The organism is Dyella sp. PARNA 12/25 (assembly GCF_055702865.1).
This window is the reverse complement of sequence record NZ_JBVQCI010000001.1, coordinates 745,984-760,619: the sequence shown is the minus strand read 5'-3', so window position 1 is coordinate 760,619 and position 14,636 is coordinate 745,984. Positions and strand designations below refer to the sequence as shown.

At 62.7% G+C, this 14,636-nt stretch carries 14 protein-coding genes; 6 read left to right on the top strand and 8 right to left on the bottom strand.

Annotation, left to right across the window (positions count from 1 at the left end; all coding sequences use genetic code 11):
• Positions 1-6 precede the first annotated feature (6 nt).
• The 3 genes from aroC to prmB are packed head-to-tail and all read right to left on the bottom strand — an operon-like array spanning position 7 to position 2,628.
• On the bottom strand, positions 7-1,095 hold the full coding sequence (gene aroC / locus AC0GUR_RS03670) for a chorismate synthase (protein WP_472876112.1): 1,089 nt from the start codon (positions 1,093-1,095) through the stop codon (positions 7-9).
• 35 nt (positions 1,096-1,130) lie between these two features.
• Positions 1,131-1,697, bottom strand: coding sequence for a GNAT family N-acetyltransferase (locus tag AC0GUR_RS03665; protein ID WP_472876111.1), 567 nt, complete (start codon positions 1,695-1,697; stop codon positions 1,131-1,133).
• Between the two features lie 4 nt (positions 1,698-1,701).
• Positions 1,702-2,628 (bottom strand): 50S ribosomal protein L3 N(5)-glutamine methyltransferase, encoded by a 927-nt coding sequence (prmB, locus tag AC0GUR_RS03660; RefSeq protein ID WP_472876110.1) that lies wholly within the window; start codon positions 2,626-2,628, stop codon positions 1,702-1,704.
• 222 nt (positions 2,629-2,850) lie between these two features.
• Between prmB and AC0GUR_RS03655 the strand changes: the two genes are divergently transcribed.
• The 3 genes from AC0GUR_RS03655 (at position 2,851) to AC0GUR_RS03645 (ending at position 5,492) form a co-directional block, all read left to right on the top strand.
• Positions 2,851-3,969, top strand: coding sequence for an FG-GAP repeat domain-containing protein (locus tag AC0GUR_RS03655; protein ID WP_472876109.1), 1,119 nt, complete (start codon positions 2,851-2,853; stop codon positions 3,967-3,969).
• 94 nt (positions 3,970-4,063) lie between these two features.
• The gene (gene asd / locus AC0GUR_RS03650; RefSeq protein ID WP_472876108.1) at positions 4,064-4,909 is read left to right on the top strand and encodes an archaetidylserine decarboxylase; all 846 of its coding nucleotides are present in this window, start codon (positions 4,064-4,066) and stop codon (positions 4,907-4,909) included.
• Between the two features lie 148 nt (positions 4,910-5,057).
• Positions 5,058-5,492: a hypothetical protein gene (locus AC0GUR_RS03645; protein ID WP_472876107.1), complete on the top strand. Its 435-nt coding sequence runs from the start codon at positions 5,058-5,060 to the stop codon at positions 5,490-5,492.
• Between the two features lie 78 nt (positions 5,493-5,570).
• Here the strand turns inward: AC0GUR_RS03645 and AC0GUR_RS03640 are convergent, their stop codons facing one another.
• Positions 5,571-7,073 (bottom strand): transglycosylase SLT domain-containing protein, encoded by a 1,503-nt coding sequence (locus tag AC0GUR_RS03640; RefSeq protein WP_472876106.1) that lies wholly within the window; start codon positions 7,071-7,073, stop codon positions 5,571-5,573.
• A 173-nt stretch (positions 7,074-7,246) separates the two neighbouring features.
• Between AC0GUR_RS03640 and AC0GUR_RS03635 the strand changes: the two genes are divergently transcribed.
• The 3 genes from AC0GUR_RS03635 (at position 7,247) to greB (ending at position 10,751) form a co-directional block, all read left to right on the top strand.
• The gene (locus tag AC0GUR_RS03635; RefSeq protein WP_472876105.1) at positions 7,247-8,749 is read left to right on the top strand and encodes a helicase HerA-like domain-containing protein; all 1,503 of its coding nucleotides are present in this window, start codon (positions 7,247-7,249) and stop codon (positions 8,747-8,749) included.
• Between the two features lie 248 nt (positions 8,750-8,997).
• Entirely contained in the window at positions 8,998-10,257 is a 1,260-nt protein-coding gene (locus AC0GUR_RS03630; RefSeq protein WP_472876104.1) for a hypothetical protein, read from the top strand.
• Positions 10,254-10,751 (top strand): transcription elongation factor GreB, encoded by a 498-nt coding sequence (gene greB, locus AC0GUR_RS03625; protein ID WP_472876103.1) that lies wholly within the window; start codon positions 10,254-10,256, stop codon positions 10,749-10,751. The genes AC0GUR_RS03630 and greB overlap by 4 nt, the downstream gene beginning before the upstream one ends.
• Here greB and AC0GUR_RS03620 read toward each other — a convergent pair.
• The 4 genes from AC0GUR_RS03620 to rimO form a co-directional block, all read right to left on the bottom strand.
• A complete protein-coding gene (locus tag AC0GUR_RS03620; RefSeq protein ID WP_472876102.1) occupies positions 10,745-11,266 on the bottom strand; it encodes a hypothetical protein in 522 nt (173 codons plus the stop codon). The genes greB and AC0GUR_RS03620 overlap by 7 nt on opposite strands.
• 71 nt (positions 11,267-11,337) lie before the next feature.
• On the bottom strand, positions 11,338-12,396 hold the full coding sequence (gene phnD / locus AC0GUR_RS03615) for a phosphate/phosphite/phosphonate ABC transporter substrate-binding protein (protein ID WP_472876101.1): 1,059 nt from the start codon (positions 12,394-12,396) through the stop codon (positions 11,338-11,340).
• Positions 12,397-12,492: 96 nt separating this feature from the next.
• Entirely contained in the window at positions 12,493-13,296 is an 804-nt protein-coding gene (locus AC0GUR_RS03610) for a DUF3025 domain-containing protein (protein ID WP_472876100.1), read from the bottom strand.
• Between the two features lie 22 nt (positions 13,297-13,318).
• Complete coding sequence (gene rimO, locus AC0GUR_RS03605) at positions 13,319-14,635, bottom strand: 30S ribosomal protein S12 methylthiotransferase RimO (protein WP_472876099.1); 1,317 nt, start codon at positions 14,633-14,635, stop codon at positions 13,319-13,321.
• Between the last annotated feature and the right edge of the window lies 1 nt (position 14,636).

Here is a 14,636-nt window from a genome sequence, read left to right as displayed (position 1 = left end):
CTCTTTTCAGGGAATGCGAGGGGCAACCTCGCCAACATCGCCGCATTGCGCACGATGGCGCAGCGCGTGATCCATCAGTACCAGAGCCATCATGGCTTCCGCGATGGGCGCGGCACGAATCCCCACACAGGGGTCATGGCGCCCCTTGGTCACCACGTCGACGGGGTCGCCCGCCAGGTTCACGCTGTGACCGGGGATGAGGATGCTCGAGGTAGGTTTGAGCGCCATCGATGCCACCACGGTCTGCCCCGTACTGATGCCACCCAGAATGCCGCCCGCATGATTGGACGTAAAGCCGTCCATCGTGATTTCGTCGCGATGCTGACTGCCGTGTTGCGCGACGACACCGAAGCCGTCGCCGATCTCCACACCCTTCACGGCGTTGATCGACATCAGCGCCGCTGCCAGGTCGCCATCGAGCTTGCCGTAAATGGGTGCGCCCCAACCCGGCGGCACGCCATCGGCTACCACGGTGACGCGCGCGCCCACGGAATCGCCCGACTTGCGCAAGGCATCCATATACGACTCAAGAGTGGAGACCTCGTGCGCATCAGGCCAGAAGAACGGGTTCTGCTCCACCGCCGCCCAATCGAACGACCCCGGCGTGATCTCGCCGATTTGCGCCATATAGCCACGGACGCGCACACCGTAGCGCTCGGCCAGCCATTTCTTGGCGATCACTGCAGCAGCCACGCGCATGGTGGTCTCGCGCGCCGAGGCGCGCCCACCACCGCGCGGGTCGCGGATACCGTATTTCTGCCAATAGGTGTAATCGGCGTGACCCGGTCGGAAGGTCTGCGTGATATCGCCGTAGTCCTTGCTGCGCTGATCGGTGTTGCGGATCAGCAGTGCTATCGGCGTACCGGTGGTCTTGCCCTCGTACACGCCCGAGAGAATCTCGACCTCATCCGCCTCGCGACGCTGCGAGGTATGGCGACTCTTGCCGGTCGCGCGTCGATCGAGATCGGTACGGAATTCCTCGGCGGTGATGGACAACCCCGGCGGACAGCCATCGATCACACAGCCAATGGCGGGGCCGTGGCTTTCGCCAAACGTGGTGACGGTGAGGAGTTTGCCGAAGGAGTTGCTGGACACGAGGCTCGGGTCGTCTGCGGGGAAACCCTCACAGCTTAACGCGATGTGGCCTCGTCTGCGTTCTTCGGAACGCGTGCCTGCCACTCGCGCGCCAGCAGGGCGAAGATCACGTCGTCCACCCACTCGCCCCGGAAGCGCAGACTTTCCCGGAAATGGGCCTCCTGCCGCAGGCCCAGCGATCGCATCAGCGCCATACTGGCCAGGTTGCGCGGATCCACAGAACAGTGGGCGCGGTGCACGCCCATGACCCCGAACAACAACCCCAATAGCGCCTGCAGGGCTTCATGGGCGATGCCTTTGCCCTGGTGCGATGGCGCCACGTTGATGCCGAACTCCGCCCGACCATCGCCTGAGAGGCAGAAAGCCAGGTCGCCGATCAACACACCATCGTCGCGCTGGCGAATGGCCCGCTGAAACCACTGTCCCGGTTTAGGCGCCAGCAAGCGCGATTGGTTGCGGATGAAACGCTCGACTTCTTCAAGCGTCTCCGGCCACCAATTCTGGTATCGCGCTACGTCAGGATGGGAGCGGTAGTCAAACAACGCCTCAGCATCGGAATGATGCAAGGCATCCACCCGAAGCCGAAGCGTTTCCAGTTCCACGGAATCAGCGACCGCGGCGTGCGTCGGCTTCCGCGCGGATCGCGTCGGCGTGCTCGATCAGGTCGCGGCGCTCAAGCGCGAACACACCCATCGCACCCACCTTGAACTCGATCCACACAAACGGGACTTCCGGCAACAACGCAGCGAGCGCATGTTCGCTCTCACCCACTTCCACGATCAGCAGGCCGTCTTCCGTGAGGTAATCGGCCGCCTCGTTGAGCATGCGTACGCAGATGTCCAGGCCATCTTCACCGGAGGTCAGCCCTAGCTTCGGCTCGTGGCTGTATTCGCCCGGCAGTGCGGAGTATTCGTCTTCGGTGACATAAGGCGGATTGGAAACGATCAGGTCGTAGCGACGACCCTTGAGGCCATTGAACAGATCCGACTTGATCGCCTCGACGCGGCCTTCCACATGCTGGAACACGATGTTCTCGCGCGCCAGCGACAACGCATCGTCGCTGATATCGACAATGTCCACCTGCCACTCCGGGTTGTACTCGGCCATGGCGATGCCGATGCAGCCCGAGCCCGTGCACAGGTCCAATGCGCGCTCCACATGGCGGTGATCCAGCCACGGCTGGAAGCCCGACTCGATCAGCTCGGCGATCGGCGAACGCGGTACCAGCGCGCGACGATCGCTCTTGAACTTGAGGCCGGCGAACCAGGTCTCGCCCACCAGATAAGCCACTGGCAGACGCTCGGTGACGCGACGCTCGATCAAGGCCAGCACGCGCTCGCGCTCTTCGGTGGTCAGGCGGCCTGCGCCATAGGCCGGCGGAATATCCGGCGGCAGGTGCAAGCTGGCCAGCACCAGATGAGTGGCTTCGTCGATGGGGTTGTCGTGGCTGTGCCCGAAGGTGAGCCCGGCCGCCGAGAAACGGCTGGCGCCGTAGCGGATGAAGTCGATGATGGAGGCGAGTTCGTGAGTCACGGCGGGCACTTGGGCGTCAAGGGGTCGCACAGTATAGCCGGGGCAACCATCGGCACAGACCGGGGCGCCGGGCGCAGGCGAAACGCGCGGTGCGTCGCAATAACTGTCACGTCAGCCATATGGCCGATTGTCCGGCGCGATCACCGCTGGCAAGAATCCGCTCGCGGTCAGCCAGGGAGGGGATCTGCCGGCTGGGCGCACTACACTAACCAAGGGGAAGACATGAACATAGGGAAATTGGTCTTCGCGGCCACCATGGCTGCGTGTTTTGTGGTGCCCGCCTTCGCTAGGGACCACGATGACGGCACCGACGGACGATGGGCTCGACACGAGTTTCTGCAGGAGGCCAACGAGGTCTTCTATCCTGACTATTCGTACACCGCGCCCAATGACGTGGACGGTGACGGACTGAGCGACATGCTGTGGTACGACGAAGACAGAGGCTTGGTGGGCTACTGGCTGTCCGTCTGGAACTATCAGACGCCTGCCTACATTCACGGCCCTGCCAAGGTCTTCCACCTTAAGCCGGGTTACCACGTGGGCGCCGTGGGCGATCTCAACGGCGACCGCAAGGCAGACCTGGTACTCACAAATGAGGATCACGACCTGATCCTGTGGACATCCAACGGCATCTCCTTCGATGCCGCGCGCATCGGGCACTACTCTGAAGACTGGCGCTTGCTCGGTGCCGGCGACATCAATGGCGATAAGAATGCTGACCTGCTCTGGTGGAACGAAAAGGAATCCCAGTTCGGCTATTGGCTGATGCAGGGTGCCATCGTGATGGAGAAGCAGACCGTCAACGTTCCTCGCGGCTATCACGTCGCGGCGATCGGCCATTTCATGCAAACGGCCTACCTCGACCTCATCCTGACCAGCGACGCGCACGATGTGCTTCTGTGGTCCGGCTCGCCGACCGGCTTCACTTCGACGCTGCTGGGCAACTACGACCCCCAGGGCCGCATCATTGGCGCGGCCATCTCGGGTGATTTCACCGGCATAAACGTCTACGTGCAAAACGACACGGCGATGCAGTTCACCCAATACGAGTGGATCCGCTGGTACGACAACCAGGGCAATGTGGCGCAAACCACATTCAATCCGGTACGCAGCTTGCCGCTGAATCCGGGTGACTACCTTGGCACCACCGGTAATTACGACGGCTACAACGAAGCCGTTCTGGTATGGGCGAACAACAAGGCGGCAGCCACCACCACGCCGGCAACTCCGGGACAACTGACCTGGTACACCAACACCTCTTCATGGCCAAACCAGGGCTGGCAGTCCGCCCCCATCGCCAATTACCGAGCGGGCTGGAAGCTGCTCGGCGCACGCCACTGAGCAAAGCCACGATCGGCGGCTACGCCGCCGATCGTTCCCGGCCAGCGTCGCAGGCACCGGCGAAATCAGGGCGATCATCCTTCATACTTGGCGGATGACTTTCAAAGTACTCCTCCAATACTTGCTCCCCCATCGCGCCCTGTCGCGGGTGGTCTACTGGGCCACGCGCTGGACGTTCAAGCCGTGGAAGAACTTCCTGATCGGCACCATCGTGCAAAAGTATCAGGTCAATATGGCCGAGGCTGCGCAGCCCGATCCGCTGGCCTATCAGCATTTCAATGCGTTCTTCACCCGCAAGTTGCGTCCCGACGCGCGACAGGCTGACGCCGATCCCGCAGCGCTGCTCTCCCCGGCCGACGGCAAGATCAGCCAGATGGGCAAGATCGTCGACGGCCGCATCTTCCAGGCCAAGGGCCAGGAGTACACGGCGGCCGAACTGCTGGGCGATGACGTCAGCGCCGCGCCGTATCGCAACGGACGCTTTGCCACCATCTATCTGTCGCCGCGCGACTATCACCGCGTGCACATGCCCTTGAAGGGCACGCTCAAGGAAACCGTGCACGTGCCCGGCCGCATCTTCAGCGTGGCGCCGTTCGCGGTGGAAGCCATCCCTCGCGTGTTCGCCCGCAACGAGCGGCTGGTCTGCCATTTCGAAGGCGAGCACGGCCCGTTTGTGGTGGTGATGGTGGGTGCCGTGCTGGTGTCCAGCGTCGCCACGGTGTGGGATGGCCTGGTGATTCCGCCCTATGCCTCGTCGATCCGTCGCAAGTCGTTTGCCGGACAGAACATCACGCTGGAACGCTTTGCCGAGATGGCCCGCTTCAATATGGGCTCCACCGTCATTCTGCTGTTCCCCGAAGGCACCACCGAGCTCGACGCGCTGCCGTCGCAGCAGCCGGTCAAGGTGGGCCAGCACCTCGGGGCACTGCTCAAACATTGATCAGCGGGCGTCAATTTTTTGACGCCGCGGTGACGTTCAACGTCGTTTTGTGACCTTTTTGGCGCACCGCATCGCCGGGCGAGGTTAATCTCCCCACCCGGCGACGCTTTGCGCGTGCGCCATCCCAGGGGCCACTCGAGGACACTTCATGCGCATCGTCACCCGCCTAATCGCGATGAATCGCGCCCGCCAGCTCACCCAGCAGCTACGCGAGATCACGCGCAACATCCAGTCCTTGCCCAAGCGCAGCCGCGCGCAGCTCGGCACGATGGCCCTGCGGGAGATCGGTCAGGCGTCGCGCAGCGACTTCCCTCACCTCTATGGCACCTCCGCGGAAGAGCGCTACCTGCCATGGGGCCAGGGCACCGACATCGGCCTGGCACGCGCCCGTTCTGACAACCCCGAAGTAGCCATGCGCGGCATTGCCCTGTGGCTCGCCGTGGCTTACCACGAAACCAAGGACAACCCGCACCCGAACCTGCAGGCGCCCCATCGCGAAGTGATGCGGTTGCTGCGCGAACTGAAGGAAGAGCACCGGGCTGACCCCACGCAAAAGTGGATGCAAGCATCAGCTGCAGCTTGATCCCCCTTGCCGTGAAAGGAAAACGCCGCCCTTCCGGGGCGGCGTTTTCTTCAATGCTCAGCCATGCCAGTGGCATGCCTAGCGGCAGGTCGGCACCTTCAAGGTTTGCCCCGGTTTGATGTGCTGGTGATTCAAGCCATTCATCTCCGCCACCTCTTGCACCGAGGTGCAACCCACCTTGCCGACGATACTGGTCAAGGTGTCGCCACGTCTGACGACGTAGCCGCGAGTTTTGCCGGAGCTCGACGAACGCGATGCTGACGAGGCCGGCGCCGGTGTCGGCGTCGATGGCACCACGGGCAACACGGCCGTATGCAAGTCGTTGGCAAGAATCGGCCAGGGTCCATCCACGCAGCGAGCCTCGTACGGCTTCTCAAGCGCCCTGGGCACCATGATGCGCACCCCGGTCGGCTGTGTAGCCTGCGGATCAAGCCGCGGATTGAGATTGCGCAACGTACGGAACCAGCCGTCGCTCATGCCGCCCGCCGAACCCAGGCACACCGTCAGCTCGGTAAGCGATGCGGGACGCTTGAGTACGATGCTGCCTGGCGCGCCGTCCACCTTAGGGAAGCGAAGGTTGTAGCTTTCCGGATGCAGGAACAGCCATGCGGCGGCCAGCACCGACGGCACATAGTCACGCGTTTCCTGCGAGAGCTGGTTGTAAATGACCGGGTCGTACAGGCTCACCGAGGTGTTGTCGCCCACCATGCGGCGCATACGACCTTCCCCGCCGTTGTAGGCCGCCAGCGTCAGCTCAAGGTTGTTGTTGAATATGCCGAGCTGTTCGTCCAGGTACTCGGCATTGGCTCGCGCCGACGCGGCCGGGTCGAAGCGCGAATCAAAACCGTCTTCCGTGTTGAGGCCGAAACGCAAACCGGTGGCGTACATGAACTGCAGCGGCCCCGCTGCACCCGAGCGCGACACCGCATGCACCTTGCCACCGGATTCCTTGGCGATGATGCCGAACAGCAGGGCCTCAGGCAGATCCTGCTTTTGGTATTCCGGCCACATCTGGTAACGCAGGAACTGGTAGTTGATGTAGGCATCCATCAGGTTGCCGCGCCACTGGGTGAGCCACATTTCCAGCGCAGCTTTCACCGGGCCGTTCATGGCAATCAGCTGCGATAGCTGCTGCCCACGCAGCAAGGTCACGCTGCGCTGGGCCTCCGGCAGGCTGGATGCCCCTTGCCTGCCACTGCTGCTGCCCTCCGGCGGGTCGTCGTCCGTGCCGCCGATGTCTTCGCCCAGCGCAAAATTGCTGTCCTTCAGACGCAGCAAACGATCGAAAGCGGCGAAGAAGCGCTGCGGATCGCAGCCCGGCGTCGACGGACATTGCGCGGCGGCGCTCTTCAACTGATCCAGCGACGCCTGGAGGGTTTTCTGCGCCCCCTGCGTGTCGCCGGATTTCGCCTGCGTGACGGCCATTTCGTAGCCGTGACTGGCCTGGTCCAGCTGCGCGTACAGCTGGCTGGCATGTGCCGAGGGCTTGGTGCCGCCTCCGCTCGAACAAGCGGCCAGCAACAGGGTCGCGGCAGCGAGGGGGGCCAGGCGTGGAAAGCGGGAAAACGCGGGGAAAACCATGGGGGACTTCGCTATCCGATCGAAGGGCCGACCTTACTGCGCCAAGGGGCATCGACTCAACCGATTTGCAACGCGACGTGTTGCCGGCGAACACCGTCACGCGCGCGTGAAGACGCAGCGCGCTCGCACACCTGCGTGGCTACAATCAGCCAGTACTCAAAGGAAGAAACCCCATGACGGACATTCTCATCGGTCGCAACGACCACGCCAGCGTCAACCTGGACGCACGCTACGGCAACCGGCACGGCATGATCGCGGGCGCGACCGGCACCGGCAAATCCGTGTCGCTGATGGTGCTGGCCGAGGGTTTCTCCAAATTGGGCGTACCCTGCTTTCTGGCCGATGCGAAAGGCGATCTCGCCGGCCTGTCCATGCCTGCCAGTGAGCCGGGCGACAAGCTGAAAGGTCGACTGGCCAAGCTCGGCATCACCGACTGGAAGCCGCAGGCCAATCCAGTCATTTTCTGGGACATCTACGGCAAGCTCGGACACCCGGTGCGTGCCACCATCAGTGAGATGGGCCCAACCCTGCTGGGTCGTGTACTCGAACTCAACGACACGCAGGAAGGCGTGCTCGAGGTCATTTTCAAAGTGGCCGACGATCAGGGCTGGCTGCTGCTCGATCTGCCCGACCTGCGCGCCATGCTCGGCTTCGCCAGCGAGAACGCCAAGGACATTTCCGCGCATTACGGCCTGATCAGCGCGCAGAGCATCGCAGCGATCCAGCGCGCCGTACTCAAGCTGGAGCAGGATGGCGCCGATCAGTTTTTCGGTGAGCCCGCGCTGGCACTGAGCGACCTGATGCGACAGGACATGAGCGGCCGCGGCGTCATCAATGTGCTCGCCGCGGATCAACTGATTCTCAAGCCACGCCTGTACTCGACGTTCCTGCTGTGGCTGCTGTCGGAACTGTTCGAGCAGTTGCCGGAAGTCGGTGACCTCGACCAGCCGAAGCTGGTGTTCTTCTTCGACGAAGCTCACTTGCTGTTTGACGATGCCCCGCCGGCGCTGCAGCAGCGTGTGGAACAAGTGGTGCGACTGATCCGCTCCAAGGGCGTGGGCGTGTACTTCTGCTCGCAGAACCCGGACGACGTACCCGGCAATATCCTCGGGCAGCTCGGCAACCGCGTGCAGCACGCGTTGCGCGCGTTTACGCCGCGCGACCAGAAGGCGGTGAAGGCCGCCGCCGAAACTTTCGTGGCAAACCCGGCGATCAACGTCGCCGACGCGATTACTCAGCTCGCGGTGGGCGAAGCGTTGGCCTCGACCCTGCGCGATGGTGGCGTGCCTTCGCCGGTTGAACGCGTGATGGTGACTGCACCCACGGCCCGCATTGGCGCCATCACCGATGCCGAGCGCACCACGGTACGTCAGCGCTCGCCGGTGGGCAGCACGTACGACACGCCAATTAACCGCGAATCGGCGGCCGAGATTCTCGCCAAACGCGCCAACGACAAAGCTGCCGCCCCGCCGATCTCGGCCAAAAACACGCCCGCCGGCACCGCCAGCGGCGAACCTGGCTGGAGCGACGCCGTGCGCGACGCCTTGCTGGGTACCAGCCGACGCCAGGGCATGATCGAAGCCATGGCGAAATCGGCCAGCCGCGCCGTGGGCTCACGCCTGGGGCAGCAGATCGTGCGCGGCGTATTGGGCAGCATTTTCGGCGGCAAGCGCTAAGCCATGTCTCATGTGCGCATCATCGCAACGGCTTCCGTGGCCGTACTGATCGTTTTTCTGGTCCTGTACGCCGACGGGCGGATGGGGACATTTCTTTGCCGCCACTTCAAAGACGGCTGGCTGGAAAAGCACGGATACATCGAGTGCTATCGCGCCCCATAGCACTCGCCGTGCCGCCAAACGAGACTCGCGCGCCTGCGCATACCGCCATTTGAACCCGTATCACCCCGCAAGGAATAGCTGGCACGATGATTCGCATTGCGACGGTTTCAGCTGACACCCCCTTCAGCGAGCGCCTTGTCACCGGCCTGAGCTACCCCTTGCGTGGCGGAGCGCTGGCGACATGCGCGGCGCTGGCCGTCGCCCACTATCTGGTCATGCTGCCCGCGTTTATCGGTATCGTTGCCAGTTTTGCGCTTTGGGCTGCCACCTGGCGTTACGCCGCTGTATGCCTAACGCAAACGGCCAATGGTTATGCCGATCCGCCGGATGTCGGGGTGGACGAAAACCCTGCGGCCGGCAACGGACTGACCGCCGTCCATCTGTTCGCGTTTGCGCTCTGTTTCATCAGCGCCTTCTTTTGTCCGCAAGCGCTATGGCCGTTGATGATTCTGTTTGCGGCCATGCTGCCCGCGATCGACATGTCGCTGGCCTTCGACGGCAGCATGGAATTGGCGATGAGCCCGGTGACCTGGTGGGAGGTCATTCGCCGGTTCGGCTGGGCATACCTGATTCCGGTGGGGCTCAATCTTGCGACTGGCATGCTGATTCTGTTGGCCTCGGTGGCCAGCGGCATGTTGCCGAAGCTGCTCTCGTTACCGTTGTTTGCTTTCGCCTGCACCTATCTGATCATCCTTAACCTGCACCTGATGGGCGCCATGGTCCATCAGCACCATGAGCGTTTTGGCCTTGAGCCCGAAGCTGAAGAACTGGTGCGCGAGAACGGTCAGGACGACGACGCGCAACTGCTGCAACAAGTGCATGACGTCGCTCCAGCTGATCGTCGCCTGGCCATTGCCATGCTGGTCACACGCATGCAGGGCCGCAGTGCCCCAGCTCCGTTGCATCACGCCTATCGCGAACTGCTGCGACAGGAAGGCTTGCGCGATGGTTTGCTCGAGCACGGGCAGATCTGGATCGCCGCACTGATGGCCAGTGGCGAGTCTCGTCGGGCATTGGGCCTGGTGCAGGAATGCCAGGAAATCGATGCTGCCTTTCTGCCAGATGATCCATCCATCGCCGGCCCATTGGCAGCATTGGCAGCGCGATCTGGCATGAACCATCTGGCCTTGCGCATGTGTCGCGGCATTCTCTCGCGATGGCCGCGCTCGCCAGACGCCCCTACCTATGGTCTGCTGGCCGCACGCCTGCTTGCCGTCATGCCCGAGCACACGGCCGACGCGCTGGTGCTGCTTGGTAAACTGTCGGCTCACTGGCCCGACCATCCGCTGCGCCGTGACATCGACGCACTCGCGCAGCAATTGCAAGCACAGACGAAACCCGCATGAGCCGCTGGCGCCCACCGTCCCCCTCCTCCACCGCCATCATCACCCGCGACGGCTTCGAGCGGCTGAAGGCCGAACTCGATCACCTGTGGCACACGCTGCGCCCCGAAGTGGTGAAAGCGCTCGCTGCTGCCGCGGCCGAAGGCGATCGCTCGGAGAACGCCGAGTACACCTATCGCAAAAAGCAGCTAGGCGAGATCGATCGTCGCGTGCGTTACCTGAGCAAGCGCATCCCCTCGCTCAAAGTGGCCGAGGGGGCGCCGGCGGATCGTGACGTGGTGTTTTTTGGCGCCAGCATCGAGCTGGAAAATGCCGACTCCGGTGAAACCCTGCGTTATCGCATCGTCGGTCCCGATGAAACCGACGCACGCCAGGGTTGGATCAGCATCGACTCCCCCCTGGCCCGCGCCATCCTCAAGAAGCGTGTGGACGACGAGTTCGAAGCCGAACTTCCCGGCGGCCGCACCCGCTTCGTCATCATCGAGGTGGCTTACTGATGCCCTTCTGCAGGGGCACTCTGCCCCGGTCCCTGCAGCAGTGCCGCGATTTGCGCCTGGTGTGAATCGACGAAACGGATGTTGTCTGGATTGACCCAGACCTTGTTGAGGTTGTTCGACAGCGCAGGATCGTTGCGCGCACGTGCCGCCATGATGGCGTTCATCAACGCGATATTGGCCACCATGAATTCGCGGGGCGTGAAGCCATACTTCTTCACCAGCACGGGAATACGCGGGTCGCTCGCCATCGCCTGATTGGCGAGGTCGTCCAGGCTGTGCACCTTGGTGGCGTCGGGCGCTGCCTGCGGCGGAATGCCGGTGGCGCGCGCCTCCTGCGTGGCGGCTACCAGCCGATTGAACACGTCGTCATTGAGCGTGTATTTCTTGATCTGCTCCTTGTCCGTCTGCGTCAACCCAGGTGGCGCGACCTGAGCATGCGTCAGCGGCACCACACCCAACACCAGCGTCAGCACGCCAAGGCGGCACACGCGCAACACACGATCAAAAGCGGACATGAAAGTCTCCGTCAGATACACCCGTAAAACGCCACACCGTAGCATCAAGGCAACACTGATGACGTATCGCCTTAAACGCCCGAATGCGGCTTCAGTCGCGACAGCTGACGCACTGCCTTCTGGTAATCCGCTTCGATCTGCTTGAGGCGGGCCTGTTTGGCCTGCTCGTTGACCCAGCGGCCGTGTTCAGCCTGTTCGCGGATAAGTTTGAACTCCAGATCGACAAAAGGTTGCAGAACGCTGTTGTCAGCTGGGGAAAAACCTGCCAGATCCGGGATACGCGCGAGATTGGCCCGCTCGCGCTCACCCGCCGCGCCGGCCGCATGTCCGTACCCGCGCATGAAGTCGACCAGCTGGCCGCGCAGCGGTTCAGGCAGTCCATCGCGCACCACCAGCACGCCCGTAGGAATCAACGTGGAGCGCCAGATGACCCGGAGTTGCGCGGCCTCACTGGGAAATGTGCGCTGGAACAGGTCCAAATCAGGGTTGTTGCAAGTGGCGACGTCGACTTCACCATTCACCACGGCAAGTGCGTTGTTCTGATGATTGCCCACCCGAACGCGGGTAAAAAAAGTATCGGAGTTGAGTCCACGCGGCGCGAAGACCTCCGCTTCGGGCGCCACATAGCCTGTCACCGAAAGCGCCTCGCCTCGCCCGTAGCTCCAACGTCCCGGGTGGGCCAACAAATCCTTGAGATTACGGATGGGGCTGTTGGCGCGCACAATCAGCATGGCGACATTGCCCTTCGCGCCATCGCTGCGCTCGAACTGAGCCACCACGCTCATCTGCTGATGCACCACCGCATCGACGGCGAGCCGCCCCGAGAGAAACGCCACGTCGACACGCTGATCGCTGATGGCACCCGAGAGACCCGCATAACTACTGACCGAAACAGTGGTCACCGGATGACCCAGCTTCTTTTCCAGATCTTCGAGCAAGGGTCGCCACTGCTCGCGCGATTCGGCGGCGCTGCCAATCGGCAGAATGCCGAAGCGGATGGCGGTGGCCCCTTTGCCTGACGTTGCATCGTCTTCACCAGAAGAAACGACGGGCGAAAGCAGGCAGGCCAGCAGGCCAGCCTTGAGCAACCATCGCCCTATTCCAATGCGCTCACGACAAGCCATATCCATGCCCGCCCCAGCGTTGCCCGGTCCTAGTGCGCCGCTGGAAGCGTTGTAGCGCGATTGAGACGCCGGAGCAATTTCGAAAATGCCAGGGGTGACAGGTCAGAGCTTGGTGGGCGTCGGATATTCACGTCCCGACCGTCGCGGCTGATAGCAAGGCGTTTCGCAATGGAACCGTTCGCTGTCGTTCGCGGGATGCCAGCCGGGGATTCCGGACAGGGGCAAAGGGCGTAAATCAAGCGGGTCACGCAGCAGGCGCCCTGCCTGGATTCCATTGGCACAACTGCTTTCCACACTTTCCGCTGATGCATCACCAAGGAACGCAAGCGCCTTGCCCACGAGCAGCTTGCCGGGCGTAAGGGCGTGTTCCAGGAGCGCGTGACCAAACACCTCGACCGAGATGCGCCCATCGGTCCATGCGGTGCGTTCGCGCCAGAACAGGCCGTGCCAGTCATGGGCATCCCATAGGCCAAGCAAGCCGGGATCGCGCAGCATCACCAGTACACCGGCTTCGTCGAAGTGCGTCATCGCATACTGGGCGCGTGATCGGTCACGCGGCCCCATATGTGCGATTTCCGCCATCTGTCCCGCATTGAGGGCACGCTTGATGTGCCCGTGGCGTAGCCATATCAGCGCATTGAACAGGTCGTGCCAGTTGGACTCGCGCGTGGCTATCTCGCCGCGTTCGGCGATGCGCTGTTCGTAATGCAGGCCATCACCCAGCAGTGCCGATGTCTGTGCGACGAAACATTCAGCCATCGCCTCGGGGCGCGCTGTGTTGAGCGCATCGATCGACGGCCACTCGCTTCCTTGAAGCCAGTCGGCATGCGCCAAGCAGCCGCGCAGAGGTGCCAGCTCAAACTGCGTTGACTCGACCGTTCCCCGCTCGGGCGCGATGTAACGCATCACATCACGCCGTGGCAGTAACTCAGCCCAGCAGACGGGCGTGCAGATCGTGCTCGTCGGCGCCTTCCACCACGACGTCGACAAACTGACCCGGCTTGAGCGACTGGCCGTTGGCGATGTGCACCACGCCATCGATCTCCGGCGCGTCGGCAGCGGAGCGAGCCACGGCCCCATCCTTGCCGGCCTCGTCCACCAGCACCTTGATGGTGCGGCCGATCTTGCGCTGCAGCTTCGCGGCGGAAATTTCCGCCTGCACCGCCATGAACTGCTCCAGGCGGTCTTCCTTCAATTCTTCAGACACTGCGCCCGGCAGTTCGTTGGCCTTGGCACCGTCCACCGGCGAATAGGCAAACGCGCCGACGCGATCGAGTTCTGCCTCGCGCAGGAAGTCGAGCAGTTCTTCGAACTCGGCATCCGTCTCGCCCGGGAAACCCACGATGAAGGTGCTGCGGATGGTGAGATCCGGCACCACCTTGCGCCAGTTGCGAATGCGCTCCAGCGTCTTGTCGATATTGCCCGGGCGCTTCATCAGCTTGAGGATGCGCGGGCTGGCGTGCTGGAACGGGATATCGAGATACGGAAGGATCTTGCCCTCCGCCATCAGCGGCATCACTTCGTCGACGTGCGGATACGGATAGACGTAGTGCAGACGCGTCCACACGCCGAGCTCGGACAGGCCCTCGCACAGCTCGGTCATGCGCGTGCGGTAGCTCTTGTCGCGCCACTGACGCTCGGCGTACTTCACATCCACGCCGTAAGCGCTGGTGTCCTGCGAGATCACCAGCAGCTCCTTCACGCCACCCTTCGCCAGACGCTCGGCTTCCATCAGCACCTCGTCGACCGGACGAGATACCAGGTCGCCACGCATCGAAGGAATGATGCAGAAGCTGCAGCGGTGATTGCAGCCTTCAGAAATCTTGAGATACGCGTAGTGCTTGGGCGTGAGCTTGACGCCGGTGTCCGGAATGATATCCAGCAGCGGATTGCGCTGCTGCGGCAGCGCCGAATGCACCGCGTTCATTACGCTCACATAGTCCTGCGGGCCAGTAATGGCCAGCACATCCGGATAGGCTTCGCGAATCAGCTCCGAGCGCTTGCCCAGGCAACCAGTGACGATCACCTTGCCATTCTCATGCAAGGCTTCACCAATGGCGTCCAGCGACTCCTGCACGGCGGCATCGATAAAGCCACAGGTGTTAACCACCACGGCATCAGCGGCGCCGTAGCTGGGCACGATCTCGTAACCCTCGACCTTCAACTGGGTGAGGATGCGTTCGGAATCGACCAGCGCCTTGGGGCAACCCAGGGATATCATCCCTACACGGTTAGGTAATGTCATG